General features: G+C 57.4%; 19 protein-coding genes. 9 read left to right on the forward strand and 10 right to left on the reverse strand.

The genetic code is table 11. The annotated features are described in order from the left end of the window. Nucleotides 1–53: 53 nt before the first annotated feature. Together EoCCA6_RS19105 and EoCCA6_RS19110 are read right to left on the reverse strand one after the other, a co-directional pair. On the reverse strand, nucleotides 54–2,417 hold the full coding sequence (locus EoCCA6_RS19105) for a glycoside hydrolase family 31 protein (protein ID WP_152083982.1): 2,364 nt from the start codon (nucleotides 2,415–2,417) through the stop codon (nucleotides 54–56). Nucleotides 2,418–2,434: 17 nt separating this feature from the next. After that, nucleotides 2,435–3,736, reverse strand: coding sequence for an MFS transporter (locus tag EoCCA6_RS19110; RefSeq protein ID WP_152083983.1), 1,302 nt, complete (start codon nucleotides 3,734–3,736; stop codon nucleotides 2,435–2,437). A gap of 285 nt (nucleotides 3,737–4,021) precedes the next feature. On the opposite strand from EoCCA6_RS19110, the gene EoCCA6_RS19115 reads away from it, so the two are divergent. Continuing rightward, a complete protein-coding gene (locus EoCCA6_RS19115) occupies nucleotides 4,022–5,095 on the forward strand; it encodes a LacI family DNA-binding transcriptional regulator (protein WP_152083984.1) in 1,074 nt (357 codons plus the stop codon). Here EoCCA6_RS19115 and EoCCA6_RS19120 read toward each other — a convergent pair. The 4 genes from EoCCA6_RS19120 to EoCCA6_RS19135 form a co-directional block, all read right to left on the reverse strand. Then, nucleotides 5,092–6,348: a DUF1479 domain-containing protein gene (locus EoCCA6_RS19120; protein WP_152083985.1), complete on the reverse strand. Its 1,257-nt coding sequence runs from the start codon at nucleotides 6,346–6,348 to the stop codon at nucleotides 5,092–5,094. The genes EoCCA6_RS19115 and EoCCA6_RS19120 overlap by 4 nt on opposite strands. Before the next feature lie 149 nt (nucleotides 6,349–6,497). Next, on the reverse strand, nucleotides 6,498–7,313 hold the full coding sequence (locus EoCCA6_RS19125) for a Cof-type HAD-IIB family hydrolase (RefSeq protein WP_152083986.1): 816 nt from the start codon (nucleotides 7,311–7,313) through the stop codon (nucleotides 6,498–6,500). Nucleotides 7,314–7,530: 217 nt separating this feature from the next. Further along, nucleotides 7,531–9,963 (reverse strand): formate C-acetyltransferase/glycerol dehydratase family glycyl radical enzyme, encoded by a 2,433-nt coding sequence (locus tag EoCCA6_RS19130; protein WP_152083987.1) that lies wholly within the window; start codon nucleotides 9,961–9,963, stop codon nucleotides 7,531–7,533. Between the two features lie 4 nt (nucleotides 9,964–9,967). Next, on the reverse strand, nucleotides 9,968–10,867 hold the full coding sequence (locus EoCCA6_RS19135) for a glycyl-radical enzyme activating protein (RefSeq protein ID WP_152083988.1): 900 nt from the start codon (nucleotides 10,865–10,867) through the stop codon (nucleotides 9,968–9,970). 127 nt (nucleotides 10,868–10,994) lie between these two features. Between EoCCA6_RS19135 and fsa the strand changes: the two genes are divergently transcribed. Then, the gene (fsa, locus tag EoCCA6_RS19140) at nucleotides 10,995–11,657 is read left to right on the forward strand and encodes a fructose-6-phosphate aldolase (protein WP_152083989.1); all 663 of its coding nucleotides are present in this window, start codon (nucleotides 10,995–10,997) and stop codon (nucleotides 11,655–11,657) included. Nucleotides 11,658–11,743: 86 nt separating this feature from the next. On the opposite strand, the gene moeB is transcribed toward fsa, so the two are convergent. Together moeB and moeA are read right to left on the reverse strand one after the other, a co-directional pair. Beyond that, complete coding sequence (gene moeB, locus EoCCA6_RS19145) at nucleotides 11,744–12,496, reverse strand: molybdopterin-synthase adenylyltransferase MoeB (RefSeq protein ID WP_152083990.1); 753 nt, start codon at nucleotides 12,494–12,496, stop codon at nucleotides 11,744–11,746. Nucleotide 12,497: 1 nt separating this feature from the next. Beyond that, nucleotides 12,498–13,730: a molybdopterin molybdotransferase MoeA gene (moeA, locus tag EoCCA6_RS19150; RefSeq protein WP_152083991.1), complete on the reverse strand. Its 1,233-nt coding sequence runs from the start codon at nucleotides 13,728–13,730 to the stop codon at nucleotides 12,498–12,500. 188 nt (nucleotides 13,731–13,918) lie between these two features. Between moeA and iaaA the strand changes: the two genes are divergently transcribed. Genes iaaA through gsiD form a run of 5 tightly spaced genes read left to right on the forward strand, consistent with a single transcriptional unit; the run spans nucleotide 13,919 to nucleotide 20,122 of the window. Beyond that, the gene (gene iaaA / locus EoCCA6_RS19155) at nucleotides 13,919–14,857 is read left to right on the forward strand and encodes a beta-aspartyl-peptidase (protein ID WP_152083992.1); all 939 of its coding nucleotides are present in this window, start codon (nucleotides 13,919–13,921) and stop codon (nucleotides 14,855–14,857) included. 10 nt (nucleotides 14,858–14,867) lie between these two features. Then, a complete protein-coding gene (gsiA, locus tag EoCCA6_RS19160; RefSeq protein WP_152084486.1) occupies nucleotides 14,868–16,721 on the forward strand; it encodes a glutathione ABC transporter ATP-binding protein GsiA in 1,854 nt (617 codons plus the stop codon). Nucleotides 16,722–16,744: 23 nt separating this feature from the next. Further along, nucleotides 16,745–18,283 carry a glutathione ABC transporter substrate-binding protein GsiB gene (gene gsiB, locus EoCCA6_RS19165; protein WP_152083993.1) on the forward strand — a complete coding sequence of 513 codons (1,539 nt, stop codon included), beginning with the start codon at nucleotides 16,745–16,747 and terminating at the stop codon, nucleotides 18,281–18,283. A 5-nt stretch (nucleotides 18,284–18,288) separates the two neighbouring features. Beyond that, nucleotides 18,289–19,209 (forward strand): glutathione ABC transporter permease GsiC, encoded by a 921-nt coding sequence (gsiC, locus tag EoCCA6_RS19170; protein ID WP_152083994.1) that lies wholly within the window; start codon nucleotides 18,289–18,291, stop codon nucleotides 19,207–19,209. Between the two features lies 1 nt (nucleotide 19,210). Continuing rightward, the gene (gene gsiD, locus EoCCA6_RS19175) at nucleotides 19,211–20,122 is read left to right on the forward strand and encodes a glutathione ABC transporter permease GsiD (protein WP_152083995.1); all 912 of its coding nucleotides are present in this window, start codon (nucleotides 19,211–19,213) and stop codon (nucleotides 20,120–20,122) included. A 63-nt stretch (nucleotides 20,123–20,185) separates the two neighbouring features. On the opposite strand, the gene rimO is transcribed toward gsiD, so the two are convergent. Further along, the gene (gene rimO, locus EoCCA6_RS19180; protein WP_152083996.1) at nucleotides 20,186–21,511 is read right to left on the reverse strand and encodes a 30S ribosomal protein S12 methylthiotransferase RimO; all 1,326 of its coding nucleotides are present in this window, start codon (nucleotides 21,509–21,511) and stop codon (nucleotides 20,186–20,188) included. A gap of 216 nt (nucleotides 21,512–21,727) precedes the next feature. Between rimO and bssR the strand changes: the two genes are divergently transcribed. Together bssR and EoCCA6_RS19190 are read left to right on the forward strand one after the other, a co-directional pair. Continuing rightward, nucleotides 21,728–22,111, forward strand: coding sequence for a biofilm formation regulator BssR (bssR, locus tag EoCCA6_RS19185; RefSeq protein WP_152083997.1), 384 nt, complete (start codon nucleotides 21,728–21,730; stop codon nucleotides 22,109–22,111). Between the two features lie 106 nt (nucleotides 22,112–22,217). Beyond that, nucleotides 22,218–23,336: a PQQ-dependent sugar dehydrogenase gene (locus tag EoCCA6_RS19190; protein ID WP_152083998.1), complete on the forward strand. Its 1,119-nt coding sequence runs from the start codon at nucleotides 22,218–22,220 to the stop codon at nucleotides 23,334–23,336. Here EoCCA6_RS19190 and EoCCA6_RS19195 read toward each other — a convergent pair whose 3' ends face one another. Next, a complete protein-coding gene (locus EoCCA6_RS19195) occupies nucleotides 23,337–23,963 on the reverse strand; it encodes a glutathione S-transferase family protein (RefSeq protein ID WP_152083999.1) in 627 nt (208 codons plus the stop codon). Between the last annotated feature and the right edge of the window lie 215 nt (nucleotides 23,964–24,178).

Genomic DNA, 24,178 nt, shown 5'->3' on the forward strand with positions numbered 1-24,178 from the left:
GTTCTATCCCCTCTCCCTGTGGGAGAGGGTTAGGGTGAGGGCAACAGGCCGCACTACACCACCCACTCGCCCCCTTCAACCCCGTTTACCCGCAGAGTACGTTGTTCCCCCACCGGTAACGACACCTTCAGCGCTTTCCACGCCGGACGACAATCGCCGCGCGCGTTAACCTTCAGGTTGATGGTTGCCCCGTCGCACACCATTTCCCACTCCACCCACAGCGCATTACCGTTCTGGTAGCCCCAGCTTTCGCCATCGTCTTCAAACAGCAGGCCAGAGGTGGTGCCGACGCCTTTCACCGGGAAGAGCTTCAGCTCGCGGGTATCGTCTTTCCCGGCGCTCACGTGGGTGATGCGTTCGCTAAGCGGCAGACCGGCACCGGCGCGCACCAGCAGCGGCAGTTTTTCGAGCGGCGCGTTGAGGACGATCCACTGCCCGCCTGAGTACCATTCGTGGGTGTAAAAATCGTACCAGCCGGTGTCGTTCTCCGGCAGCCAGATGCGGCGCTCGCGCTGACCGGCTTCGACCACGCTGGCGACCAGCAGGTCACGGCCCAGCAGGAAGTCGTCACACTCTTCAAAGGTCTGCGCATCATGCTCGTGGTCGAGGAAAGTTGGGCGCAACATCGGTTCATCGTCGGCGTGCGCCTGCCAGAGCAGGGTGTAGAGGTACGGCAGTAGACGGTAGCGCAGTTCAATGGCGCTACGAATCGCTGGTGTTACGCCCGGATACATCCACGGCTCGTTCACCGTGTGATCATCATTCCATGAGTGAATGGTAAAGCGCGGGTGCATCACGCCGTTCTGTACCCAGCGGACAAACAGCTCGGCGTCCGGCTTATCGCCAGAGAAACCGCCGACATCGTGACCGACGTTGAACAGCCCGGACAGACTCATGCCCAGCCCCATGCGGATGTTATAGCGCAGGGTGTCCCAGTTGGTGCGGTTATCGCCGCTCCAGGTCTGCACGTAGCGCTGCATCCCGGCACAGCCGGAGCGGGAGATCAGGTACGGACGTTTTTCCGGCGCAAAGCGCTGCTGCGCTTCCAGCGAGGCGCGCATCATCAACAGTGGCATCACCGGGCGAATGTGCTTGATGGCGATCTCCTTGCCGAAGCCAAAGCAGCGCGCCTCACCGTCCCACACTTCGTACTCGTTGTTGTCGTTCCAGGTGGAGTCGATCCCCATCTCCAGCAGTTGCGTGGTCACGCCGTTCTGCCACCACTGCACCGTCTGCGGGTTGGTAAAGTCGAGGTGTGATCCTTCGTCATCCCAGAAGCTGGAACGTTCTGGAGCATCGGTTTCTGAATCACGAATGAACAGGCCGCTTTCCGCCACTTCGTTATAGCGCGGGTGATCCTGCAGCAGGCACGGCTTGATGTTTGCTGCAAGCCGCAGCCCCGCGTCGTGGAATGCCGCGCTCATCACCTTCGGCTGCGGCACTTTGTCGTAGTTCCAGTTAAAGACGTAGCGCTTGCCGTTAATGGAGGTATAGCCCGACGAGAGCTGGAACGAGTCGCATGGAATGGCGTGCTCTTCGCACAGGCGGATGAAGTTCATCAGCTGATTCTGGGCGTCCGGCGCATCGGTGTAGTGCATAGTCGAGCCGCTGTAGCCCAGGCTCCATTTCGGCCCGAACAGCGTCTTCCCGGTCAGGCGCACAAAGGCTTTGGTGACGTCCAGCACGCGCTTGCCGGTAAAGATGTAGTAATCGATATCACCCGCTTCCGCCTGCCAGCGGCGATAGGCGGTGTGGTAGTTGTCGATTTCGTTGCCCAGATCCAGCCAGCAACTGCTCAGGTTGTCGTAAAACAGGCCGTAGCTCACGTCGTCGCGACGGGCGATAGTGAACGGAATGTGCTTATACAGCGGATCGGTGCTCACTGCGTTATAGCCCATCGCATCGAGGTTGCGCATCTCGTAGCGTTTACCGTTGCGCTGCAGATCGCCCGCTTTTTCACCCAGGCCGTAAAAACGCTCGTCCTTACGACGGCTCAGATAGTGCGCCACGCCGTCGCCGTGGGCGTTCAGCAGGTACGCGCTGGTCGGGCGGTCATTAGCCAGCGGCTGCCACTCGCCCGCATCATTACGGTAGTGCCACTCCAGCCACAGCGGCTGGTGGACGGTCACGCGCAGCTGTTCGGTTGCCACTGTCAGCACATCGTCCTGCTGCGTCAGCGTCCAGGCGGGGCAGGAGAAGCCGCTCACGTCATCACGATGACGGCCTTCCCACGGTACGTCTTGCTCCGGGGCGATGCTCCAGGTGCGGTCCAGCGCCAGCTCGCCTTTGCGTTTAATCAGCACGCGGAACAGGTTCTCTTCCAGCACATACAGGCACAGGCGGTGCTGGTTATCCACCAGCAGTTCCAGATGGTTTGCCGACTGTGTATCAATGGTCCAGTTTTTCAGGGTTTTCATATGCAATACATCCACTATCAGTTGTGCCTGGCGCGACGTTCAGCAATAAAGGCTACCAGGAAGACAGCGCCAATCAGGTCAAAGAAACCCATGGCAATAAAGAGCGGGTTGAAGCCGATTTTGTCGGCAGTTACACCGATTAACAGAGAGAACAGGAAGCTGGCGATCCACGCCGCCGAGCCGCGCATGCCGTTGACGGTCGCCATCTGGCCCTTATCAAACGATTCCACGACCAGGGCGCTCAACATGCAGGAGATGATCTGGTGCCCGAAACCGCCGATGGAGATCAGCACGATGGTGATATACGGGTCGCGAGTCACTGCTACCACGGCCAGTGAGATCATCAGAAACGCACCGGTCACGGAGCTTGCCACCACGGAATTGACGCGGGTACAGCCGAACCAGCGGGTATACAGACGGGTGAGGTAGCCGCTCGCCACGCTGCCGAGGTCAGCAGCGAGGAAGGGCAGCCAGGCAAACATCGCAATCTGTTTCAGGTCCATGCCGTGCTCTTTGGCAAGGTACAGTGGCACCCAGAAGCTCAGCACCGCCCAGGCCGGTTCCGCCATAAAGGCCGGGATGGCGATACCGTAAAAGCGTTTGTTCTTCGAGACGGTTTTCAGCGCGGTGAGGAAGGGCAGTTTGACCGGGGCAGGTTCGTTGTCCTGCTTGATAAACGCCAGTTCGTCTTTGCTCAGGTTCGGGTGCTGTTCCGGGTTGTGATAGAACGCCCACCACAGGACCACCCACACCAGCGCCAGCACGCCGGTAAACATAAACGCACCCTGCCAGCCAAACGAGGCGTGAGCAAAGTAGATGATAGGCGGGGCCAGCATTGCACCGATGGAGAAGCCTACGCCCGCCCAACCTGCGGCAACAGGACGCTCCGATTTCGGGAACCATTCACCAATGGTTTTGGCGTTTGCCGGGGTGGCGGCAGCTTCCGAGGCACCCATAAAGAAGCGCAGGATCGCCAGGTGCAGCCAGCTTCCGGCCCCCGCGTGGAAGATACACATCAGCGCCCAGATCCCGGCGCAAACCATGAAGCCAATCTTCAGGCCAATGACGTCGATCAGCCATCCGCACAGAGGCTGGAAAATGGTATAGGCAATCTGAAATGCGCCAACGATCCAGGAGTATTGCTCGGTGGTGATCCCGAGGCTCTCTTTCAGCTCCGGCGCAAGAATACCCAGTGAGTTTCGGGTGATGTAGTTAACAGTTACGCCAAGTAAAAACAGCACTAGCACATACCAGCGCAGATTTTTGATGACGCGGCGAGGCTTGCTTGCCGCAACGGTATTATTGATGTCCTGACTCATTTTACTCTCCACAAGACGGACGGTAGGGGATGGATTCAGATGTCACACAGATTTTTAATACATTGATAGTTATCTATTTTAATGGACCAAGTTGATATACAACTAGTATGGAAGTTGTGTGACAAGTTCACCTTAAGGGAGAAAATGAGCGGGCAATAGTGGATTTTGTGCAAAGTTTCTCATAATGAACGGCCGCCATTTGGCATGATGGCTTTCATGTCAGTTATTTCCTGATGATCACGTCATGAAAATTTTTTCATTTCGCAAATGGAGCCAGATCACAAAATGGACAAAAGGCTAAAAATCGCCGAAATCGCCAGCCGCACGCAGTTGTCTATCAGTACCGTTTCTCGCGTACTGGCGGGGAAGGCTAATACCAGCGAAAAAGCGCGCGTTAAAGTGCTGGAGTGCGCGCGGTCGCTGGGCGTGATGGACGGTCTGGCTGCGGGACGCCTGCTGCTCAATGGCCTGATGGTATTTGCGCCGCAGCGGGCGTTTGATGAGCGGTCCGACATCTTTTACTACCGTGTGATCCAGAGCGTGAGCAAAGGGCTGGCGTCGCATGAGGTGCGATTACGCTACTGTGTGCTGGAAGAGAACGACAGCGACGCGCAACTGTTCCTCGCGCGAATGAACGAGTCAGACACTCAGGCCGCAATTTTGCTGGGTATCGACGATCCGCATATCCACGATCTGGCGGTGGATGTGGGTAAACCCTGCATGCTGATTAACTGCCGTGACCGACATATGCGCCTGCCTGCGGTGGCACCGGATCACCGCGCCATTGGTGAACGGGCGGCGGAATACCTGTTCGAAATGGGGCACCGCGAGGTGATGAATGTGCTTTGCCTGCGGCGTTACACGATGGACCTGCGCCTGTCGGGTGTTCGCGATGCATGGCAATCCCACAATCTGAAGTTCAACGACAAACGCGATCTGCTGGTGGTGCCAAGTTTCAGTGCGAAAGAGACAGAGCAAGCGGTCAGCGAATGGCTTAAACAGCGTCAGGGGAAGGATTTGCCTACGGCATTTTTGGTCGGGGGCGATTTTATGGCGGCAGGGGCGATTAGCGCCCTGCAAAAGCATGGCCTGCGTGTGCCGCAGGACGTGTCGGTGATGAGCATTGACGGCTTTAATCTCGCGGCGATCCAGGATGTACCGTTAACGGCGGTGCACGTTCCGCGTGATGAACTGGGCACCGAAGCCGTGCATATGCTCCAGCAGCGACTGATGCGCCCGGATGCACCGGTAGGGACCCTGCTGCTTAATGGTACGCTGAGTATACGGGAATCAGTCCGGCGGATACGTCAGGGGAAACGACGCACCGCCGTGGAGCGGGAAGGGTTATACGACAGTTAAACCATGCCCAGCGCGCGCTTGCCGTGGATGTTCAGGTCGTTCACGGTAAAGCGGTCCTGCCAGCTTTTTTCGTAGTCTTCACGCGGGAAATCTCCCGGTGACGCACCGGTTTCCAGCGCTTCCTTGACCTTTTTCGCGTAGGCGAGGTTTTTCTCGCACATTGGCGCGGCAGGGATGTACATCACGTTGCCCCAGCCCTGCTGATTTTCGACCGGCGCAACGGAGTGGATCACATCGCAGTGCCACCACACCGAATCGCCTGCCTCCAGCGCCGGAATGCTGGTTAACGCTTCAATTAACAGCGGATGCCATTTTTCGGAAATCGGCAGCACGCGCCCCGGTGCCACGCCGCACAGCTCGTCTTCCGGCACGTCGTCCAGCAGCGGGCGCAGCAGAATGTACGCCATCGCTTCCGGGATCGGCACCACGTGCAGCAGACCCTGGCCGGGGATCATGTCCGACAGCGCCGTCCAGCCCTGGAAGGTACGGAACACGGAGCATTTGGTGGTGTTATCCACGGTATACTCTTCCACTTCGGTACGGTGCGCGGCGTTCCACGGATCGTACTTCTCTACGTTGCCGTCAAACACGCGGGCAAATACCTGCTGATAAGCGGGCAGCAGCCAGCGCTCCAGCGCGCCGGAATCGGTATGCGCGCCGAGTCCTTTCGAGGTGGTTCCCGGCGGGCGGCGGCGGATGCGATCCGGGTAAATCACGCTCACGTCCGGGTCGAACCACTGTTTTCCGTTGCTCTCGAATGTCCATAAACGGTTCAGGAACGACTGCACCTGCGCCATCTCTTCGCTCTGGCGCGCCTGCATTTGTGCCTGCGACCAGTAGATGGGGTAAATCTCCGGGCGGGAGGAGGTTAAGGTGCCGAAGAAGTTATCGCCCGGTCCTTTGTACACCTCGTCAAACTGGTTGAGATCGAGGTAGTCGAGCATCGACTGATCCCACGCCAGCGCCTGCTCCCGCGGGAAGTGCCCTTTAATCACTGCGCAGCCACGACGTTTTACCGCTTCGCGCTGTGCGTCTGTGATCGTGCCGTTTTTCACATCCGCAAAGGGAATCACCGGCCAGACTGATTCACCCTTATTTTTCAGGGCGTTGATTTCCGCCACGCGGGTGGCGATGTTATCGCTGAGCTTATTGAATACCGCCTGCACGTCACCAATCTGCGCGCGTAGTTCCTGTTTCAACTGACGGATTGCCGCTTTGTGGTCCGCTGGCAAGGTTTCACTGGTAAAGGTCATAACTGCCTCGCATCTTTCATTCGAAAGTAAAAGTATCTACAAGTGATACTTTAAGTTAAAAATAAGTTAATGCAAGTTTAAAACCTTGAAGTGCGCCACAGGATGAAGAAAGAGTAAAATGCCGGAGCGGTACTCCGGCAGGAAGGGGATTACGCGTCGAACGGGGAGTGCGCGTCGAGCACGGCCTGAATGACGTTCAGCGCGCCCTGATGATTGTTGTCGTCGGTGCTGTAGCGGCTAATCTCTTTAATGCTCTCTGCCGCGTTGCCCATCGCGAAGGAGTATTTCACCAGCTTCAGCATCTCGGCGTCGTTGCCGCTGTCGCCAATGCCGACGCACTCCTGCGGGGAGATTTTCCACCGTTTCAGCAGCCTGCTGATACCGTTAGCTTTGTGCAGGCCGGGGATGATCAAATCGACAAAGCCGAAGCCGCTGGTGACGGGCTTCATGATGCCGTCCAGCGAGACGTGCAGTTTGTCGATAAGATTCGGGATATCGCTGTCCGGCAGGTTCAGGGAGAACTTGAACAGCACGTCGTCAATTTCCCGGTAATCACTGATGCGCTTTAAGCGGTGATAGTGCTTCGACATCAACGCCACGAACTGCTCCGGGGCCTGGTCGCTGACGTAGGCGCTCTCCAGCCCGCAGGCCACGAAATTAAGGCCTTTGTCCTTCAGCAGCTCGCCAATGACGATTTGCGACTCATGACGCGTCAGCTCGCCGTGGAAAATCTGTTCACCGTGATCGAAGACCAGCGCGCCGTTTTCCGCCACGAAGGAGATCTGCTCTTTCAGCTCCGGGAAAAAGGAGATGAGTTGGTAATACTGGTTGCCACTGGCGACAACGAATTCAATGTTGCGGGCTTTAAGCTGTTCAAACTGTGCCTGAAAGCGGTCTCGATCGTACTGCTTGGCATCATCAAGAAAAGTTCCGTCCATATCGGTGACGATAACTTTAACGGTCATACTGTGCTCCTGGGTCACTGCGTTTTGAAACATTCTAATAACAAGGTGACGGGGAGCACAAATTTAATTTCATTCGAAAGTAAAGGCAAAACGGCAACCAGGTTGCCGTTTTTAGTGTTTTCTCCCTCTCCCTGTGGGAGAGGGCCGGGGTGAGGGCATCAGCGTATGCCTTTCTCCCTCACCCTAACCCTCTCCCACAGGGAGAGGGGATACACCGTTAGAGCGTATGCTCAGTACGGGCAATAATATCGTCCTGCGCATCCGGCGACAGGGCGGTAAAGAACGCCGAGTAACCTGCCACGCGCACCACCAGGTCACGATACTGGTCAGGATGTTTTTTCGCTTCCAGCAGCGTTTCGCGCGAGACGATGTTGTACTGAATATGCCAGCCTTTATGCACCTCGAAGAAGGTACGCAGCAGCACCATCAGCTTCTGACGGTCGCTGTCGTTTTCCAGCGTCGACGGGTTCAGCTTCTGGTTTAATAGCACGCCACCGAGGATCGCTTCGGTTGGCAGTTTACCCACGGAACCAATCACCGCCGTCGGGCCGAGGTGGTCCGTACCGGAGGCCGGGCTTGCGCCTTCAGCCAGTGGCGTATGCGCTTTACGTCCATCCGGCGTGGCCATTGTCGCCGCGCCAAACGGTACGTTTGCAGAGATGGATGATGTTCCGGCGTAGTAGTTACCGCCAATCGGGCCACGGCCATAACGCGGGTTATGGTACTGTTTCAGCTCCTCGATATACGTTTCATAAGCGCGGGTCAGCAGCATATCCACGCTGTCATCGTCGTTGCCGTACTTCGGTGCGCCGTTGATGAGTCGCTGACGCAACTGCTCGTGGGTCAGCCCGTCGAAGTCATCCGCCAGCGCGGCGGCCAGCTGCTGCTGACCAATCGTCCCCTGCTCGAAGACCAGCTTTTTCACCGCCGCCAGGCTGTTACCGAGGTTGGCGATACCCACCTGCAGGCCGGAGACCCAGTCGTACTTCGCGCCACCTTGCTTGATGCTTTTCGCGCGTTCGATGCAGTCGTCCACCAGCGCCGAGCAGAGAATATCGTGCACATTCTCTTCCAGCATGGTGTCCACTACGTACTCAATCTCGATAGATTTGCGGGTGTAGTAGCGGATCTGGCTATCCCACGCCGCCATCACCTCTTCGAAATTGTCGAAGTTACCGGCAGAGAGCGCTTTCTCCTGCGGCAGGAACACTTTACCGCTGGTGGCGTCGCGACCGCCTTCCAGCGCGGCGAGCATCACGCGGGCGAAGTTAATGAAGCTCATGCCGGTGCAGCGATAGCCCCACTTGCCGCCGACGGCGGTTTCGATGCAGCCAATCGCCGCATAGTCATAGGCATCATCCCGTTCCACGCCGAGCTTGATAAATTCCGGAATGACGATTTCGTCGTTGTTAAACGCCGGCATCCCGAAGCCGCAGCGGATCACCTGCACGCAGGCGTCGAGGAAGTCGTTGCTCATGCCCGCATGGTAACGCACGCTCAGGTTCGGCTGGGTGGAGCGCAGGCGACCGCAGGATTCCAGAATCGCGTAGGAGAGCGGGTTGACCGCATCCATTGGTTCACCATTGACCAGCTTCTGACCGCCGATGGTAACGTTCTGATACAGCGGGCTGCCCGCAGAGGCTTTGGAGTGTGAGCCGGAGCGGATCTTGTTCACCTCCAGCAGCTTCAGCCAGCAACTGTGCAGCAGCTCGATGGCGTGCTCGCGATCGAGGCTCTGGTTCAGCTCCACGTCGCGGCGGTAGAATGGATAGAGATACTGGTCCATACGCGCGAAGGAGACGGAGTGGCCGTTGGACTCAATCTGCAGAATGAGCTGGATGAAGTAGCACAGCTGCAGCGCCTGCCAGAAGGTTTTTGGCGGTTCGTGGGCAATCACGTCGCAGTTTTCCGCCATCGCCAGCAGCTCGTCGCGGCGGCTTGCGCGGGTCTCCGCAGACGCCATTTCGCGGGCCAGTGCAGCGAAGCGTTCAATGTGCAGGCTGACGGCTTCCAGCACAATATCAATCGCCTTCAGGAACTGGTCACCGTGCAAGTCTTCCAGTACGGTCAGGTTGATGCGTGAGCGACGTTCAGCCACTTTGTCACGCAGGCCGTCGAGGCCTTTCTCCAGTACCAGCGGGAAGTTTACCGCCAGGTGCGCATCGCCGGAGGTCATGTTGCCTTCGGCTTTGATAATGCCGGTTTCCAGCAGACCTTTTTGCTCGTCGGTGAACATCCCGTAGCAGCGGTCCTGTACCGTCTGGCCGCGCCACCATGGGCAAATATCGTGCAGAACGCGTTTGTTCTCTTCGCTTACCGCAAAGCCTGCACCCGGACGGTCCGCCAGATCGTCGATCTCTTTCTCAATCCACGAGACGGTGTATTCCGGGAAGATCGGTGCGGCGCGCACTTCGCTTGCCTGGTTACCGATGATCAGCTCATCGTGTTTGATCCAGATGGTACGCTCAGCCAGGTGATGCGCCAGCGCCAGCGCGCGGCGTACCGGGATCGGTTTGTCCATGTGCTGCTGGTACATTTCGGTGTAGTGCTGCGCGCGTTCAGTACAGACCGGCGGCTTAACAATGTGCACCAGAGCCATTTTGTGCGCTTTAATGCGCTCGCTGAGGGTGTTGAGATTCAGGGTCGTCATAAGTTTATCCTCGTAAGGTCGCGGTTAACCCTTTCTGGCAGGCATATTGCTGCGCGAAGTCCAGTAGCGCAGGGTTATCCAGCGGTTTGTCAGGGGCAGAGTAAGGTTGGCCGAGCAGGGTGTACTTGTTCATGCCCAGCGTGTGATACGGCAGAAAATGAATATCGTGAACGTTGAGTTCATCGGCAGCGAAATTGGTAATGGCGGTAATGGACGCTTCATCGGCGTTAAAGCCCTGAATCAGCGGCACACGGATGGTGATCTGTTTTCCGGCAGCCGCCAGGCGTTTAAGGTTATCCAGCACACGTTTTGCCGAACCGTCCGTCCACTGTTTAAACACCTCGCCATCGACGTGCTTCAAATCGGCCAGGAACAGATCGATGTACGGTAATGAGGGTTCGATATAGTGCCACGGTACGTGAAGACAGGTTTCAACGGCGGTATGAATGCCTTGCTCATGGCTGGCCTTAAACAGATCGTGTGCCAGCGCCGGGTTCATAAAGGGTTCACCGCCGGAAAGCGTAATGCCGCCGCCACTGCGGTCATAAAAAGGTTTATCGCGTAAAACCGTTGCCATAATATCGGCGAGCTGTTGTTCTTCACCACATACGGTGAGCGCCTGCGTCGGGCAGCAGTTTGCCAGGGCGTCGAGCGTCTCTTCGCTCAGTTTTTCGCGGTGGATGACCAGCCCGTTCAGCGCACGCTCGATAATGTCCGGTGCCGCGTGCTGGCACAGATCGCAACCTTCCAGGCAAAGACGTGCGTCGAACAGCACATCCCGCGTGCGGGAGCGGCTCTCCGGGTTCTGACACCAGCGACAGCCCAGCGAGCAGCCTTTCAGGAACACCACGGTACGAATACCGGGGCCATCGTGGGTGGAATAACGCTGAATATTGAAGATCATTTTTTCGCCCTCAGGTTGCATATGAAGATTAAATTACTTTCGAATGAAAGTTATCTTGATGCAGGTCAACTCCTGAGCAGGTTTTGCCGTGATAGGGTAAGTACAGGCTAATTTTGAGGGCGACATCATGGAACTTTATCTCGATACATCCGACGTTGCGGCAGTAAAAAAGCTGGCGCGTATTTTCCCGCTGGCGGGCGTAACCACTAACCCAAGCATCGTGGCGGCAGGTAAAACGCCGCTCGACGTCCTGCTGCCAGAACTGCACGATGCGCTGGGCGGGAAAGGCCGTCTGTTTGCGCAGGTTATGGCAACCACCGCCGAAGGGATGGTGGAGGATGCGCGTAAGCTGCGTGCGATAATTAACGACCTGGTCGTGAAAGTACCGGTGACGGCGGAAGGGCTGGCGGCGATCAAGATGCTGAAAGCGGAAGGCATTCCAACGCTTGGCACCGCGGTGTACGGCGCGGCGCAGGGGATGTTGTCCGCGCTGGCAGGGGCTGAGTATGTCGCGCCTTATGTTAACCGCGTAGATGCACAGGGCGGGGACGGGATACAAACGGTAGTGGAGCTGCAACAGCTGTTGACGCTGCATGCGCCACAGTCAAAAGTGCTGGCCGCGAGCTTTAAAACGCCGCGTCAGGCGCTGGATTGCCTGCTGGCGGGCTGTGAATCTATCACGCTGCCGCTGGACGTGGCGCAGCAGTTTATTACCTCTCCGGCGGTGGATGCGGCAATTGTGAAGTTTGAGCAGGACTGGCAGGGGGCGTTTGGGCGGACGTCTGTCTGATGCTGTAGCCGGGTGGCGCTAACGCTTACCCGGCCTACGTTCGAGCCGTTGTAGATCGGGTAAGGCGAAGCCGCCACCCGACTTTTTTACTGACTACAAACCTCACATCCCGGATTGCGCATCAGCTTCATCTCGCGGAACTGGCAGGTCATCGCGTCATACATCACGATTTTCCCCGCCGCTGGCGTGCCGTAATGCGCCAGTACCTTGATCGCTTCCATCGCCTGTAACGAGCCAATCACGCCGACTAACGGTGCCATGACGCCCGCTTCCACGCAGGTCAGGGCGTTCTCGCCAAACAGACGGCTCAGGCAGCGATAGCACGGCTCGCCCTCGGCGTAAGTAAAGACGCTGATTTGCCCCTCCATGCGGATCGCCGCGCCGGAAACCAGCGGCGTTTTATGAGCAAAACAGCCGGCGTTCAGCTGGTTGCGAATGGTGACGTTATCGGTACAGTCCAGCACCAGATCGTGCTGCGCAATCTGTGCAAACAGCGCCTCGTCATCCAGCAGGGCGTTAATCAGGGTGAACTGAACGTTGGGGTTGATGCGCGTTAACGTCTCGCGCGCAGATCCCACTTTCGGCTGGCCGAGGGTCGCGTCGCTGTGCAGCGTCTGGCGCTGCAGGTTGGACACCGATACGGTATCAAAATCCAGCAGCGTCATCCTGCCCACGCCCGCCGCGGCAAGATATTGCGCGGCAGCGCAGCCCAGACCGCCAAGCCCGACCACCAGCACGCTGGCCGCCTTGAGTGCTTCCTGTCCTTCGAAATCAAAACCGCGCAACACAATCTGGCGGTTATAGCGCAGCATCTCCTGGTCGCTCAGTTCCACCGTCATATCAGCCTCCAAACAGGTGGTTAAAGCGCTCCACCTCAACCCATTCACCGGCTTCTACGTTGCCGCGCTCGCGCTCCAGCACGATAAAACAGTTGCCCTGGCTGAAGGAGCTGAAAATGTGCGAACCCTGGTGGCCCGTGGTGCGCACTTCCAGCTCGCCATCGGCGTTGCGCGCCAGAATACCGCGCTGGAAATCGAGACGGCCCGGCGATTTTTTCAGGCGCGTTGCGGCGCGCACGCGCTGGCGTTCCGGCAGCGGGCTGGCGTTGTTGCCTGAAAGTTTCGCCAGCAGCGGCAGCACCAGCTGGTAGAAGGTGAGTGCTGCCGAGACCGGGTTACCCGGCAGGCCGCAGAACCAGCTTTGCGCCAGCTTGCCAAAGGCGAACGGTTTGCCCGGTTTGATGGCGAGCTTCCAGAAAGCAATTTCGCCCAGCTCCTCAAGCATCGTTTTGGTGTAATCCGCTTCCCCCACGGAGACGCCGCCGGAGCTGATCACCACGTCGGCGAATTTATCCGCTTCAATAAAGGCCGCGCGCAGTTTTTCCGGGTCATCAGGAATAATGCCCAGGTTAATCACTTCGCAGCCCAGTTGTTCGAGCATCAGGTGAACCGCCAGACGATTGGTGTCGTAAATCTGGCCGTCCTGTAGCGGCTGGCCCGGCAGTTGCAGTTCGTCACCGGTGGAAAAGACCGCCACGCGCACCTTGCGGATGACGTCGATTTCAGCGATACCAAGCGACGCCAGCACCGGCAGCTCGGCCACCGTCAGCTTCTGTCCGGCGGCAAACACCGTTGCGCCGAGAGTAATGTCTTCGCCCGCGCGGCGGATGTTCTGGCCCGCGTTGACGCTGGCGGTAAAACGCACGCCGTTGTCAGTCTGTTCGGTCTCTTCCTGCATCACCACGGCATCGCAGCCTGCCGGAACCGGCGCGCCGGTCATGATGCGCACGCAGGTGCCTGCCGGCCATTCGCCGTGAAACGGCTGTCCGGCAAACGCTTTACCCGCCACAGGTAGCGCCTGGCCCGTCTGGATATCCGCCAGGCGCACTGCATAACCGTCCATCGCCGAGTTATCGAACCCTGGCACATTAAGCGGGGAGACGATATCGCGTGCGGCGATGCGACCAAAACAACGCGCTAACGGCAGCGTCTCGTGGTCCTGCAGCGGGGAAATGCGGTCGAGCATCTGCGTGAGTGCCGTCTCAAGCGGCATCAGTCCGGCGGTAAAATCCATGGGGGCTCCTGCGGAGTAACAACGAAAGCGTCCATTATGGCAGAAAAGTGCGGCTAACTGTATGACCCGATAGGCGTACGCTTTACATCACAGTTGCGTCTTTCTATATTCAAAAATCATCTGAAGTTTCATCGACGATAATGATATTTATAGAAAAAGCCGTAAGTCTGGCTGACGGGTGATGCGAAATGGTTAATGCGGTAATCGCAATTCATGGTGGTGCCGGGGCAATCACCCGTGCGCAGCTCAGCCCTGAGCAGGAGAAGCGCTACATTGACGCGCTGTATGCCATTGTGGAAACAGGCCAGCGGATGCTGGAGGCGGGCGAAAGCGCGCTGGACGTGGTCACCGAGGCGGTACGCCTGCTGGAAGAGTGTCCGTTATTTAATGCGGGGATCGGCTCGGTTTTTACCCGCGATGAAACGCACGAGATGGATGCCTGCGTGATGGACGGTATTACCCTTAACGCGGGAGCCGTCGCAGGCGTAAGCCATCTGCGTAATCCTGTGCTGGCGGCGCGTCTGGTGATGGAGCAGAGCCCGCACGTACTGCTGACGGGGGCGGGCGCAGAAGCATTTGCCTGTCAGCATGGCATGGAATCCGTTTCACCCGATACGTTTTCGACGCCGGAGCGTTACCAGCAACTGCTGGAAGCGCGTTCGGCGGGCGTTGCGCAGCTTGATCACGCCGCGCCGCTGGATGAGCGCAGCAAAATGGGCACGGTAGGGGCGGTGGCGCTCGATAAAGCGGGTAACCTTGCTGCTGCGACCTCGACGGGCGGTATGACCAACAAATTGCCGGGGCGCGTTGGAGACAGCCCGCTACCGGGGGCCGGATGTTATGCCAATAACGCCACCGCTGCGGTGTCGTGTACCGGTTCGGGGGAAGTGTTTATCCGCGCGCTGGCCGCGTATGACATTACCGCACTGATGGATTACGGCGGGCTCAGTCTGGCCGAGGCCTGTGAACGCGTGGTGATGGAAAAATTACCCGCGCTGGGCGGCGTCGGCGGGCTAATTGCCGTCGACCGCGAGGGCAACGTGGCCTTGCCGTTCAACAGTGAAGGCATGTACCGCGCGTGGGGTTATGCCGGTGATGAGCCCAGTACGGGGATCTATCGTGAATAAGGGGCAAAATGTGCCGCACAGTGAAGAGCTGGACAGCCGGGAAGTGCTGGCGGTCCATCAACTGAATATTGCGTTTCAGGAAGAGCGGCAGTTCGTTCCCGCAGTACAGAATTTATCGTTTTCGCTCAATCGCGGCGAAACGCTGGCGATTGTCGGTGAGTCTGGATCGGGTAAATCAGTCACTGCGCTGTCGCTGATGCGCCTGCTCGAACAGACCGGTGGACAGGTGACGTGCGGCAAAATACTGCTGCGCCGCCGTAACCGTCAGGTGATTGATATCGGCGAAATGAGCGCCTCGCAGATGCAGAGCGTGCGCGGGGCAGATATCGCGATGATCTTTCAGGAACCGATGACGTCGCTGAACCCGGTCTTTCCGGTGGGTGAGCAGATCGCGGAGTCGATCCGCCTGCACCAGGGGCTGAGCGGCGATGAGGCGCTCAACGAAGCCAGACGAATGCTGGAGCTGGTGCGTATTCCGGAGGCGCAGTCGATTTTAGCGCGCTATCCGCACCAGCTTTCCGGCGGCATGCGTCAGCGCGTGATGATTGCGATGGCGCTTTCGTGCCGTCCGGCAGTGCTGATCGCCGATGAACCAACCACGGCGCTGGACGTGACGATTCAGGCGCAGATCCTGCAGCTGATCAAAGTGCTGCAGCAGGAGATGGAGATGGGGGTGATCTTTATCACCCATGATATGGGCGTGGTGGCGGATATCGCCGATCGCGTACTGGTGATGCACCAGGGGAACGCCGTGGAGACGGGCAGCGTTGAGCAAATTTTCCATGCCCCGGTTCACCCCTACACCAAAGCGCTGCTGGCGGCGGTTCCGCGTCTTGGCGCGATGAACGGCAGTGATTTACCGCGACGTTTTCCGCTGACTGCGCAGGAAGCTGAAACCGAACAGGATACCGTGGTGCCGGGCAAGCCGATTCTGGAAGTGCGCGATCTGGTCACCCGTTTTCCCCTGCGCAGTGGGATTTTGAATCGTGTGAAGCGCGAAGTGCATGCGGTGGAAAACGTCAGTTTTGATTTATGGCCAGGCGAAACGCTGGCGCTGGTGGGGGAGTCAGGCTGTGGAAAATCCACCACCGGACGGGCGTTACTCAGGCTGGTGGAGTCTCAGGAGGGGAGCATCACCTTTAACGGTGAGCGTATTGATACCCTGCCGGAGAGCAAGCTGCAGGCGGTGCGCCGGGATATTCAGTTTATTTTCCAGGACCCGTATGCGTCCCTCGATCCGCGCCACACGGTGGGGTACTCGATCATGGAGCCGCTGCGGGTGCACAACCTGCTCGACGGCGAGGCGGCACAGTGTCGTGTTGCCTGGCTGCTGGAGCGCGTGGGGCTGAAGCCGGAACACGCCTGGCGCTATCCGCACGAGTTTTCTGGCGGACAACGGCAGCGTATTTGCATTGCGCGCGCGCTGGCGCTGAACCCGAAAGTGGTGATAGCGGATGAGTCCGTTTCGGCGCTGGATGTCTCTATCCGGGCGCAGATCATTAATTTATTGCTCGATTTACAGCGAGATATGGGGATCGCATTTCTGTTTATCTCGCACGATATGGCGGTTGTGGAACGCATTAGCCATCGCGTGGCGGTGATGTACATGGGGCAGATTGTAGAAATTGGCCCCCGGCGGGCGGTGTTTGAAAACCCGCAGCACCCGTACACCCGTAAGCTGATGGCCGCCGTACCGGTCGCCGATCCGGCGCATCGTCACGCCCAGCGCGTATTGTTGCAGGATGAAATGCCGAGCAATATTCGTAAGCGGGGCGAAAGCATGGAGCGTGTGACGCTGCGTGAGGTCGGCCCTGGTCATTTTGTCGCACCACCGCGCCAGGACAATGCATTCTCGCGGTTATAACTTACAACAGGCAGGAGAACACAATGGTTAAATTTGTTGCTCGTACATGGCTGTTAGCCGCGAGCGTGACGGCAGCCCTGGCCGCAGCCCCCGCGTTCGCTGCCAAAGATGTGGTTGTGGCGGTTGGGTCTAATTTCACCACGCTGGACCCGTATGACGCGAACGACACGTTGTCGCAGGCGGTAGCAAAATCGTTCTACCAGGGGCTTTTTGGCCTGGATAAAGAGATGAAGCTGAAAAACGTGCTGGCGGAAAGCTATACCGTTTCGGACGACGGGCTGGTCTATACCATCAAACTTCGAACCGGCGTGAAGTTCCAGGACGGCACCGACTTTAACGCGGAAGCGGTGAAGGCGAACCTTGACCGTGCCAGCAACCCGGAAAACAGCCTCAAGCGTTATAATCTCTATAAAAATATCGCCAGCACTGAAGCCGTAGACCCGGCGACCGTGAAGATCACTCTGAAAGAGCCGTTCTCGGCGTTTATTAATATTCTCGCGCACCCGGCCACGGCGATGATCTCCCCGGCCGCGCTGAAAAAATACGGCAAAGAGATCGGCTTCCATCCGGTCGGGACCGGCCCGTATGAGCTGCTCACCTGGAACCAGACTGATTTTGTGAAGGTGAAGAAATTCGCCGGTTACTGGCAGAAGGGCCTGCCGAAGCTGGACACCATCACCTGGCGTCCGGTCGTTGATAACAACACCCGTGCGGCGATGTTGCAAACCGGCGAAGCGCAGTTTGCCTTCCCGATCCCTTATGAGCAGGCGGCGCTGCTGTCGAAAAACAGCAAGCTGGAGCTGGTCGCCAGCCCGTCCATCATGCAGCGCTATATCAGTATGAACGTCACGCAAAAACCGTTTGATAACCCTAAAGTGCGTGAAGCCATCAACTATGCGATCAACCGTCAGGCACTGGTGAAGGTAGCTTTTGCGGGCTACGCAACGCCGGCGACCGGGGTTCTGCCGCCAGCGATTCAATACTCTCAGCGTTATCAGCCGTGGCCTTACGATCCGGCCAAAGCGCGTGAACTGCTGAAAGAGGCGGGTTTCCCGAACGGATTTAGCACCACGCTCTGGTCGTCGCATAATCACAGCACCGCCCAGAAGGTGCTGCAGTTCACCCAGCAGCAGCTGGCGCAGGTAGGGATTAAAGCGCAGGTGACGGCCATGGATGCCGGACAGCGTGCCGCCGAAGTTGAAGGCAAAGGGCAGAAAGAGAGCGGCGTGCGGATGTTCTATACCGGCTGGACGGCATCAACCGGTGAAGCGGACTGGGCGCTGTCGCCGCTGTTTGCGTCCCAGAACTGGCCGCCAACGCTGTTCAACACCGCCTTCTACAGCAACCCGCAGGTGGATAAAGCACTGGCCGATGCGCTGAAAACGACGAAGCCTGAAGAGAAAGCGCGCCTGTATAAAGAGGCGCAGGATATCATCTGGAAAGAGTCGCCGTGGGTGCCGCTGGTGGTGGAGAAGCTGGTGTCGGCGCATAACAAAGCGCTGACCGGGTTCTATATCATGCCGGACACGGGCTTCAGCTTCGATGACGCGGATTTAAAATAAAACTCATGCTGAATTATGTTTGTAAACGCCTGCTGGGGCTTATCCCGACGCTGCTGATTGTGGCGGTGCTGGTGTTTTTATTTGTCCATATGCTGCCCGGCGATCCGGCGCGGCTGGTTGCCGGTTCCGATGCGGACGCGACAGTCATTGAACTGGTGCGCAAACAACTGGGCCTCGACCAGCCTTTGTATAAGCAGTTTTTGCACTATATCTGCAACGTGTTGCAGGGCGATTTTGGGACGTCGATGGTCTCCCGTCGTCCGGTTTCGGAAGAGATTGCCAGCCGCTTTATGCCAACATTCTGGTTAACCATTACCAGCATGGCCTGGGCGGTGTTGTTTGGCCTTGCTGCCGGAATTGTGGCGGCAATCTGGCGCAACCGCTGGCCGGATAAGCTCGGCATGGCGCTGGCCGTGACCGGTATCTCCTTCCCGGCGTTTGCGCTTGGGATGTTGCTGATGCAGATTTTCTCGGTGGAGTTAGGCTGGCTTCCGACCGTCGGGGCCGATACCTGGAAGCACTACATTCTGCCTTCAGTAACTCTGGGCGCGGCCGTGGCGGCGGTGATGGCCCGCTTTACCCGCGCCTCGTTTGTTGACGTGCTGAGCGAAGATTATATCCGCACCGCGCGGGCGAAAGGGGTGAGTGAAAAATGGGTGGTTCTCAAGCACGGTTTTCGCAATGCGATGATCCCGGTGGTAACAATGATGGGGCTGCAGTTCGGCTTCCTGCTGGGCGGCTCTATCGTGGTGGAAAAGGTCTTTAACTGGCCGGGGCTGGGGCGTCTGCTGGTGGACTCGGTCGAAATGCGTGATTACCCGGTCATTCAGGCGGAAGTTCTGCTTTTCTCGCTGGAGTTTATTCTTATCAATTTAGTGGTGGATGTGCTCTACGCCGCCATTAACCCGGCCATCAGGTATAAGTAAGATGCGATTGTTGAACTGGCGTCGCCAGGCCATTGTAAACGCTATGCCGGGGCTTAAGCCGGACCACATCCGCACGCCGTGGGTTGAGTTCTGGCGGCGCTTTCGTCGCCAGCCGGTGGCTATGACGGCGGGGCTTTTTGTTCTGCTGCTGATTGTGGTGGCAGTTATCGCCCCGTGGGTGGCTCCGTTTGATGCTGAAAACTACTTTGATTATGACCGTCTGAACGACGGACCGTCGATGCTGCACTGGTTTGGCGTGGATTCGCTCGGGCGCGATATCTTCAGCCGTGTGCTGGTAGGGGCACGGATCTCGCTGGCGGCCGGGGTCTTTGCGGTATTGATTGGCGCAATCATTGGGACGGTACTCGGTCTTGTCGCCGGGTATTACGAGGGCTGGTGGGACCGCATTATCATGCGCGTGTGTGACGTGCTGTTTGCGTTTCCCGGTATTCTGCTGGCGATTGCCGTCGTCGCCATTATGGGGAGCGGCATGGCGAATGTGATCATCGCCGTGGCGGTCTTTTCCATTCCGGCGTTCGCCCGCCTGGTGCGCGGTAACACGCTGGTGCTCAAGCAGCAGACGTTTATTGAGTCGGCGCGCAGCATGGGAGCCAGCGATGCCACGATCCTGTTCAGCCATATTCTGCCGGGTACGGTATCGTCAATCGTGGTCTATTTTACGATGCGTATCGGGGTGTCGATTATCTCGGCGGCCAGCCTGTCGTTTCTGGGGCTGGGGGCGCAGCCACCGACGCCAGAGTGGGGCGCGATGCTGAACGAGGCAAGAGCGGATATGGTGATTGCGCCGCACGTAGCGATATTCCCGAGCCTGGCGATTTTCTTGACCGTGCTGGCGTTTAATCTGCTGGGAGACGGGCTGCGCGATGCGCTGGACCCGAGGATTAAGGGGTAGTGCGGTAGAATGTGCCGGGTGGCGGCTACGCCTTACCCGGCCTACAACAAAGGAGTAGGAAGATTAAACCCGGCTACCCCACAAATCATACTCGTCCGCGTTTTCAACCTTCACGCGAATAATGTCACCCGGCTTGACGTTGGTTTCACCGTTCAGGTAGACCGCGCCGTCGATTTCAGGGGCATCCGCCATGCTGCGGCCAATCGCGCCTTCTTCGTCCACTTCGTCGATAATGACCAGAATTTCGCGGCCCACTTTCTCCTGTAGACGTTCAGCAGAGATCTGCTGCTGCAACTGCATAAAGCGGTTCCAGCGCGCTTCTTTGATCTCTTCCGGCACCTGATCCGCCAGCTCGTTAGCCGTTGCGCCTTCTACCGGGCTGTATTTGAAACAGCCTACGCGGTCCAGGCGAGCTTCTTTCAGGAAGTCGAGCAGCATCTGGAAATCTTCTTCGGTTTCACCAGGGAAGCCGACGATAAAGGTGGAGCGCAGAGTCAGGTCCGGGCAGATTTCGCGCCACTGTTTGATGCGAGCCAGCTGGCGATCAACGGAGCCAGGGCGTTTCATCAGTTTCAGAATACGCGGGCTGGCGTGTTGCAGCGGAATATCAAGGTACGGCAGGATTTTGCCTTCCGCCATCAGCGGGATCACGTCGTCAACGTGCGGGTAAGGGTAGACGTAGTGCAGACGCGTCCAGATGCCCAGCTTAGACAACTGTTCGCACAGGCCAACCATGCTGGTTTTTACCGGCTCGCCGTTGTGGAAACCGGAGCGGTGTTTCACGTCTACACCATAGGCGGAGGTATCCTGAGAAATCACCAGCAGTTCCTTCACGCCTGCGTCGGCCAGACGTTTGGCTTCCGCCAGCACTTCGCCGATCGGACGGCTCACCAGATCGCCACGCATAGACGGGATAATGCAGAAGGTGCAGCGATGGTTGCAGCCTTCAGAAATTTTTAAGTAAGCGTAGTGGCGCGGCGTCAGCTTAACGCCCTGTTCCGGCACCAGGCTGAGGAACGGGTTGTGCTTTGGTTTTGGCACGTAGTGGTGCACGTGTTCCAGCACCTGCTCGTAGCTGTGCGGGCCGGTGATTTCCAGTACCTTCGGGTGTACTTCGCGGATCTGATCCACTTTAGCGCCCAGGCACCCGGTCACAATTACTTTGCCGTTTTCCGTTAGCGCTTCACCGATGGCTTCCAGAGACTCCTGTACCGCACTGTCGATAAAGCCACAGGTATTGACGATCACCATGTCGGCGTTGTCGTAGCTTGGCACCACGTCATAGCCTTCGGTACGAAGTTCGGTCAGGATGCGTTCAGAATCCACCAGGTTTTTCGGGCAGCCCAGGGAGACGAAGCCGATTTTCGGCTGGTGGGTAACATTGCTCATAGGTTAAAAATTCATCAATTATGGAGTTGTCAGGGCGGGATTTTACAGCGTTCCGCGAGGGATTTATACACCCTTTGCGGGGCGGATGACTTCGCCAGACGTTGTAACATTGTAAAGAATGTTAACGAGTTACGTTTTATTGATCTCAGGCATTAAACTGTACAAAAAATAACCTTATTCTGAATGTGCAACAAGGCTGACAGAGGAGGAAATAGCATGTCCGTTGACAGACTGAAACGCGATCTGCTTAACAAGCTGATCAACGCCCGAATCGACCTTGCCGCGTATCTGCAGTTGAGAAAGGCGAAAGGGTATATGTCAGTCAGCGAAAGCGAACATCTGCGTGATAATCTCTTTGAACTTGGCAACTTTATGCGTGAAAAAGCACCTGTTCTGAAAGCGGAATGCGCTGAAAGCGAGCTGGTTGCTCTGCGCCGCGCCGCTGAGGTGCTCTCCATTGCCGGGGTATGTCTGATGACCGGACGCCATGACTGCCCGAATTTTATTGCTGTCAACGCAGAGAAGCTCGAAAACTGCCTGACGACGCTCTCTCTATGCATCATGTGTCTGAACAAGCAGGAGACGCTTGAACAGCATTAAGCCTGGGGGAGGCGACTCCCCCTTCTGATTAAGATTTTGTAAAAGTGATAACGCGACCGGGCGTTGTGGCTAATCTTTATGCCATATGCCGACAAAGGAGCGCGTTATGCATCGATCCTCGCTGATTTTCATTCCTGCATTATTATTCCCTGTTTCGCTGCTTGCTGCCCCGGATGCGGTGAAGGTTGAGGTATTGCAAACCAGGCTCGATCATCCCTGGTCTTTGGCCTTTTTACCGGACAATAAGGGGCTGCTGGTGACGTTAAAAGACGGGCAGCTTAAACACTGGCAGGCGGGGAAAGGGCTTTCCGATCCGATTGTCGGTGTACCGAAGGTGTGGGCGAGCGGACAGGGGGGATTGCTGGACGTGGTGCTGGCACCGGATTTTGAAAAATCACGCCGCATCTGGCTGAGCTACGCCGAGGCGGGTAATGACGGAAAAGCGGGGACTGCGGTGGGGTATGGTCGGTTGAGTGACGATCTGTCGCACATCGAGGGTTTCAAGGTGGTACTTCGTCAGATGCCGAAACTCTCCACCGGTAACCATTTTGGCGGCCGGCTGGTGTTTGACGGGAAAGGCTATCTCTTTATCGGTTTAGGCGAAAATAACCAGCGTCCAACGGCGCAGGATCTGGATAAGCTGCAGGGTAAAGTGGTGCGCCTGACCGAAGACGGGAAAGTGCCGCCAGATAACCCGTTTGTGAACACCTCTGGCGCGCGGCCGGAAATCTGGTCCCTGGGTATTCGTAACCCGCAGGGTATGGCAATGAACCCGTGGAGCGACACGTTATGGCTCAACGAGCATGGGCCACGCGGCGGGGATGAAATCAACATCCCGGAGAAAGGCAAAAACTACGGCTGGCCGCTGGCGACGCACGGCATTAACTATAGTGGCCTGAAGATCCCGGAAGCCAAAGGCGAGCACGTGGAAGGAACAGAAAAACCGCTGTTTGTCTGGAAGGTGTCACCCGCCGTGAGCGGCATGGCGTTTTACAATAGCGATGTTTTCCCGCAGTGGAAAAACAAGCTGTTTATAGGTGCGCTGAAGGAAAAAGACATTATTGTGCTGAGCGTGGATGGCAACAAGGTGACCGAGGACGGGCGTATTCTGGGTGATAAAGATCAGCGTATCCGCGATGTGCGGGTCGGGCCGGATGGCTATCTGTATGTCCTGACCGATGAGTCGGACGGGCAACTGTTGAAAGTCAGCCCGTCCGGCGCGTAATCAGCTCACCGGGATCATGACCACCTTACGGTACGCCGGGCGCTCGCTGAGCTGTTGTAGCCAGCGCTCAAGGTGCGGGCGCGGCGTCCACGTCAGGCCCATGTTGGTCAGGTTCCAGACGAACGGCGCAACGGCAATATCACCCACGCCGAAGGCGTCGCCAGAGAACCATGTATGCTTCGCCAGCTCGTCGTCCATCATCGCAAAAAGCGCTTCGCAGGCGTCCTGTGCGGCGTGGATGGCAGGGTAATCGCGTTCTGGCTCGGGCGTTCTGATAAGCCCCATCAGGATCACGCGGTGAGTGGGAGAGAGCGTCTGGTTTGCCCAGTCCATCCACTTTTCACCCTGGGCGCGCTGAGCCGGACTCTCTACCCACAGGCGGCTCTGACCGTACTGGGCGGCGAGGTATCGCACGATCGTATTAGATTCCCAGAGCGTCGCCCCGGTCTCTTCATCGCGCAGCAGCGGCACTAAGCCATTCGGGTTCATGGCCAGATACTCAGCCTCGTGATTGACGCCAAACTGTAAACCTGCCATCACCTGCGTAAACGGTAAATCCAGCTCTTCCAGCGTCCAGAGCACTTTTTTAACGTTGGTTGAATTGTTCCTGCCCCACAGCGTAATCATATTAACTCCCACAATAGTCAAACAGAATCAGAGCCTGCGATACGCCATGGTGAGATAAAGCTAACAATTACGCAACAGAGGACAAAAAAATCGCGCTTATCAAAGCGTATCTGAATGTTATTGCATAAACTTTAAAAACTTTACCTGGTTTAGGTTTCTTTGAACGCTGTAGTGCGCTATTACTCATCGCTTCTTGCGACACGGTGATTGTGACG

It is taken from the genome of Enterobacter oligotrophicus, from assembly GCF_009176645.1.
GTDB lineage: Bacteria > Pseudomonadota > Gammaproteobacteria > Enterobacterales > Enterobacteriaceae > Enterobacter > Enterobacter oligotrophicus.

Coding starts and splice junctions, on each gene's coding strand:
- EoCCA6_RS19105 (WP_152083982.1), bottom strand. CDS start 2,417: ATGAAAACCCTGAAAAACTGGACCATTGATACACAGTCGGCAAACCAT.
- EoCCA6_RS19110 (WP_152083983.1), bottom strand. CDS start 3,736: ATGAGTCAGGACATCAATAATACCGTTGCGGCAAGCAAGCCTCGCCGC.
- EoCCA6_RS19115 (WP_152083984.1), top strand. CDS start 4,022: ATGGACAAAAGGCTAAAAATCGCCGAAATCGCCAGCCGCACGCAGTTG.
- EoCCA6_RS19120 (WP_152083985.1), bottom strand. CDS start 6,348: ATGACCTTTACCAGTGAAACCTTGCCAGCGGACCACAAAGCGGCAATC.
- EoCCA6_RS19125 (WP_152083986.1), bottom strand. CDS start 7,313: ATGACCGTTAAAGTTATCGTCACCGATATGGACGGAACTTTTCTTGAT.
- EoCCA6_RS19130 (WP_152083987.1), bottom strand. CDS start 9,963: ATGACGACCCTGAATCTCAACACCCTCAGCGAGCGCATTAAAGCGCAC.
- EoCCA6_RS19135 (WP_152083988.1), bottom strand. CDS start 10,867: ATGATCTTCAATATTCAGCGTTATTCCACCCACGATGGCCCCGGTATT.
- fsa (WP_152083989.1), top strand. CDS start 10,995: ATGGAACTTTATCTCGATACATCCGACGTTGCGGCAGTAAAAAAGCTG.
- moeB (WP_152083990.1), bottom strand. CDS start 12,496: ATGACGGTGGAACTGAGCGACCAGGAGATGCTGCGCTATAACCGCCAG.
- moeA (WP_152083991.1), bottom strand. CDS start 13,730: ATGGATTTTACCGCCGGACTGATGCCGCTTGAGACGGCACTCACGCAG.
- iaaA (WP_152083992.1), top strand. CDS start 13,919: ATGGTTAATGCGGTAATCGCAATTCATGGTGGTGCCGGGGCAATCACC.
- gsiB (WP_152083993.1), top strand. CDS start 16,745: ATGGTTAAATTTGTTGCTCGTACATGGCTGTTAGCCGCGAGCGTGACG.
- gsiC (WP_152083994.1), top strand. CDS start 18,289: ATGCTGAATTATGTTTGTAAACGCCTGCTGGGGCTTATCCCGACGCTG.
- gsiD (WP_152083995.1), top strand. CDS start 19,211: ATGCGATTGTTGAACTGGCGTCGCCAGGCCATTGTAAACGCTATGCCG.
- rimO (WP_152083996.1), bottom strand. CDS start 21,511: ATGAGCAATGTTACCCACCAGCCGAAAATCGGCTTCGTCTCCCTGGGC.
- bssR (WP_152083997.1), top strand. CDS start 21,728: ATGTCCGTTGACAGACTGAAACGCGATCTGCTTAACAAGCTGATCAAC.
- EoCCA6_RS19190 (WP_152083998.1), top strand. CDS start 22,218: ATGCATCGATCCTCGCTGATTTTCATTCCTGCATTATTATTCCCTGTT.
- EoCCA6_RS19195 (WP_152083999.1), bottom strand. CDS start 23,963: ATGATTACGCTGTGGGGCAGGAACAATTCAACCAACGTTAAAAAAGTG.